The organism is Oscillibacter sp. ER4, from assembly GCF_000765235.1.
Classification (GTDB): Bacteria; Bacillota; Clostridia; order Oscillospirales; family Oscillospiraceae; genus Hominicoprocola; species Hominicoprocola fusiformis.
On record NZ_JPJG01000077.1, the window covers coordinates 1 to 3,144 of the forward strand.

Sequence of the window (3,144 nt, forward strand, 5' to 3'; positions counted from 1 at the left end):
ATGAAAGAAGTAACATTAAAAGCAGAGAAAGCCGAAACGGTTTTCCTGCTTTATTTTTTTATTCAGAGCGGCGAAAGGAGGCTTGAAAATGGACGGATATTCGTATTTGACGTTCGATCAGCGCCGCGAAATCGAAGCGCTATACAGCGACGGCGACAGAGTGGTGGACATTGCCGCGAAGATCGGAAGAAGCGTTGCCGCTATTTACGAAGAGCTTAAACGCGGGTACACGGGAGAGCTTGACGAAAACAAGCGTCCTGTATATAGCGCCGATCTTGCACAGACGACGGCACAAGAAAACATTAGGCGCAGGGGCAACAGACGCGCAGCAAATCAGTAATGGAAGGACGGCTATTCAATATGAGCAAAACAAACTTTGAAGCAATCACGGCGGGCGTGCAAGGGCTGGGGCGGTTCTTGCGTTCTCTTCCGATCATCGAAGCGCCGTGGGACACGGAATTTCAAAAGCGATATTGTAGCGGGTGCGCGGCGGAGAATTGCGACGCTTGCCCGAATGAGCGCTTCCGGAACAATCCGGAATGGTGGCTATCCCTTGAAGCGGATAGCGGGGTGGCGTTGTGAAGAGGAAACAAAGACGGATCGCGGCGGCGCTTTCAATAGTGATTGTCGCGATCCCGCTTGCCGCCTTTATGCCGTGGAGCGGGACAGCGGAAGCGGAACGATATTCGGGAGAGCCTACGCCGATTATATCCCCTTCCCCGCTTTTGACGCTTGCGCCGGAGCCGGAAGAACAGGAATACATACCGGACGCGGCGGAGGTTGAAGCACTTGCGAAAATGCTTTACGGAGAAGCGCGCGGGATCGCTTCGGATATGGAAAAAGCCGCGTGCGTTTGGTGTGTACTGAACCGCGTTGACGATCCCCGTTTTCCGGATACCGTGCTGGAGGTTTTGGAAGCGCCGTATCAGTTCGCCGGATATTCGGCGGATTATCCCGTTCTTCCGGAGCTTGCAACGCTGGCGGCTGACGTTCTGATCCGCTATCACGCGGAGCGGGACGGAGGAACAAACGTCGGACGCGTCCTTCCGGTTGAATATCTGTATTTCACGGGCGACGGGCGGAACAATCATTTCACGATCGGCTGGAAAGACGCTGAAACGTGGGATTGGTGCTTGCAAAATCCCTATAACGATTAGAGAGGGGCGCGGATATGGGCGAAATGATATGCGTTTGTAGAGAAATCGACAAGTACACGGGAGAAATTGCCGTTTATCCGATCAAAGCGGAAGTAACGGATCGCCTTCTTTTCTGTCTTGGGCTTCGGCAAAGGGCAAATCCGGAATTGAAGTATTTCGTAACGCTTGCAGAAAACTACGACGCAAACGAAGAAACGATATTGAAGCAGTTGTGCCGGAAGCAGATTACGGATCGGCTTCTTGCGGTTTTGAATTTAGTTCAGCTTTGAAGAAAGGGGCGGCGAACAATGGCAAAAGAAAAGAAGCAGGACAGCGGCTGGCAGTTTCCGAAGGCGCTTGAAATTGTGAAGTGCAAAGAGGGCAACAAAGAATTTATGAAGGAACGCCCAGCGCGGCGACCGTTCGGGAACACGGTTCTTATTTGCGAGTATCCGCTGGACGGCGACGCAATGCAGGAACCTAACGCGCGAATGATTACGTGGAGGCTTGCAAAACGGGCGGCGCGGGATTTCTTGCGCGTATCCTTTATGACTTCGGCGATCGTAACGGCGGCGAAGGCGGACAAGCCCTTCACCGTCGTTCGGGTTTACGGCAGATATTAAGCAGAAAGGGGCTATTCAATATGCTTTCAAAGAAAATAACGTGCGGCGTTTGCGGATACCGTATAACGCCAAAGAAGGAAGAAATCTACGTTGCAGAGGAACCGCGCGCGTTTGTGGACGCGCTGACAAAACCACCTACACGGTTTAACGCTATGGATTGCCCGCGTTGCGGTTGTCAGATTATGCTGGCGGTTCGCGTTGACCGTGTAAACGTTCCGGAGCGGAACGACGCAGACGAAAGCGAGGTGGCAAAAGATGAAGATTAAAAATATCGCGGCGATCTGCAAGAAGAACAAATACGCCGTTATTTATGAGCGGTACGGCGAAAGTGGCGGCGTTATTCAGTACATAGGCGACGGCGCGGCGGCTTATCCGGTAACAGGGCTTCCGAAGCTGGATAAAGAAAGCCTTTTAACGATCTTCGACGTTCCAGAAAAACAGCGGGAAGATTGGTTTGTTCAAGTAGCGGGCATTCCTTCGAAAATCAGCTTCGAGGACACGGACGCAAACGAAAAGCCCGTCGAGCGGGAAGCAATTTCGATCGCCTATTCCGGAAAGACTTTGAAGCCGTTGCAGACGCGGCGCGGGCTTGTGTTCATCGAAAGCCGCTATCTTTCGCCCGTATCCGATATTTTAGACGTGCTGGAGCTTTACGAGCGGATCACGCCGCGCGGAACGCCCTACATCGTAGCGAAAGCGGGCTTCCTGCTTCAAGCAGTGATTACGCCATATGACGTAATTAGCCAGCAGTTCGTCGATAACTTGAAGAGGCTTACGGAACAATGCGTTCTTTCCCTTGACCTTCGGGATCGGGAGAAAGCGCTGGCACACGCCGCAGAGCCGGAACAATATTCCTTGAATGTCGATCCCGCTACGGGTGAGATTGTCGAGGGTGAAAGCGAGGTGGCGGACAATGAATAAAATGACGATCCGCGTTATCTTGAAGAGCGGTTCGGAATTCGCTATCAAGTGCGACAAGTTCACGATCAAGCAAAACGGCTTCGGACAGGCGACCGGATACAACATTGAAGGGATCACGGAAAACAAGCCCGTCTATCTGGACTTTGAACAGGTTGCGGCGATTGTCCGCCTCTATTCCGATGAAAAGGAGGCTGGCGGCGGTGAATAGTGCGCTTCTATCTTCAAAGAAAATGGACTGGTGTACGCCACAAGACTTCTTCGACCGTCTGAACGAGGAATTCGGCTTCGTGCTTGACGCGGCGGCGACCGACAAAACAGCAAAATGCCCGCTTTACTATACGCCGGAAACGGACGGGCTTTCGCAAAGCTGGGATCGCGGCGGCGCGGTTTTCTGCAATCCGCCTTATGGACGCGAGATCGGAAAGTGGGTAAAGAAGGCATACGAAGAAGCGATCGGGGGGGGG

The 3,144-nt window shown here is 52.8% G+C and carries 8 protein-coding genes; all 8 read left to right on the forward strand.

Annotated features, from left to right (window positions below; translation table 11 throughout):
- Positions 1-88: 88 nt before the first annotated feature.
- Positions 89-340, forward strand: a complete 252-nt coding sequence (locus NI20_RS0111680; protein WP_052082588.1) for a helix-turn-helix domain-containing protein — start codon at positions 89-91, stop codon at positions 338-340.
- A gap of 20 nt (positions 341-360) precedes the next feature.
- The gene (locus NI20_RS14760) at positions 361-582 is read left to right on the forward strand and encodes a hypothetical protein (protein ID WP_033117141.1); all 222 of its coding nucleotides are present in this window, start codon (positions 361-363) and stop codon (positions 580-582) included.
- Positions 579-1,157, forward strand: coding sequence for a cell wall hydrolase (locus NI20_RS0111685; RefSeq protein WP_033117140.1), 579 nt, complete (start codon positions 579-581; stop codon positions 1,155-1,157). Before NI20_RS14760 ends, NI20_RS0111685 begins: the two co-directional genes overlap by 4 nt.
- A 14-nt stretch (positions 1,158-1,171) precedes the next feature.
- Positions 1,172-1,426 (forward strand): hypothetical protein, encoded by a 255-nt coding sequence (locus NI20_RS0111690; RefSeq protein ID WP_033117139.1) that lies wholly within the window; start codon positions 1,172-1,174, stop codon positions 1,424-1,426.
- Positions 1,427-1,444: 18 nt separating this feature from the next.
- A complete protein-coding gene (locus tag NI20_RS0111695) occupies positions 1,445-1,759 on the forward strand; it encodes a hypothetical protein (protein WP_033117138.1) in 315 nt (104 codons plus the stop codon).
- A 255-nt stretch (positions 1,760-2,014) separates the two neighbouring features.
- Complete coding sequence (locus NI20_RS0111705) at positions 2,015-2,680, forward strand: hypothetical protein (protein ID WP_033117137.1); 666 nt, start codon at positions 2,015-2,017, stop codon at positions 2,678-2,680.
- Positions 2,673-2,888: a hypothetical protein gene (locus NI20_RS0111710; RefSeq protein ID WP_033117136.1), complete on the forward strand. Its 216-nt coding sequence runs from the start codon at positions 2,673-2,675 to the stop codon at positions 2,886-2,888. The genes NI20_RS0111705 and NI20_RS0111710 overlap by 8 nt, the downstream gene beginning before the upstream one ends.
- A partial coding sequence (locus NI20_RS0111715) for a DNA N-6-adenine-methyltransferase (RefSeq protein ID WP_033121580.1) occupies positions 2,881-3,144 on the forward strand: 264 nt, incomplete at its 3' end. The genes NI20_RS0111710 and NI20_RS0111715, both read left to right, overlap by 8 nt.

Bases quoted from the DNA above. Each gene is read 5' to 3' on its own strand.
- NI20_RS0111690 (WP_033117139.1), top strand. From the start codon at position 1,172: ATGGGCGAAATGATATGCGTTTGTAGAGAAATCGACAAGTACACGGGA.
- NI20_RS0111695 (WP_033117138.1), top strand. From the start codon at position 1,445: ATGGCAAAAGAAAAGAAGCAGGACAGCGGCTGGCAGTTTCCGAAGGCG.
- NI20_RS0111680 (WP_052082588.1), top strand. From the start codon at position 89: ATGGACGGATATTCGTATTTGACGTTCGATCAGCGCCGCGAAATCGAA.
- NI20_RS0111705 (WP_033117137.1), top strand. From the start codon at position 2,015: ATGAAGATTAAAAATATCGCGGCGATCTGCAAGAAGAACAAATACGCC.
- NI20_RS14760 (WP_033117141.1), top strand. From the start codon at position 361: ATGAGCAAAACAAACTTTGAAGCAATCACGGCGGGCGTGCAAGGGCTG.
- NI20_RS0111710 (WP_033117136.1), top strand. From the start codon at position 2,673: ATGAATAAAATGACGATCCGCGTTATCTTGAAGAGCGGTTCGGAATTC.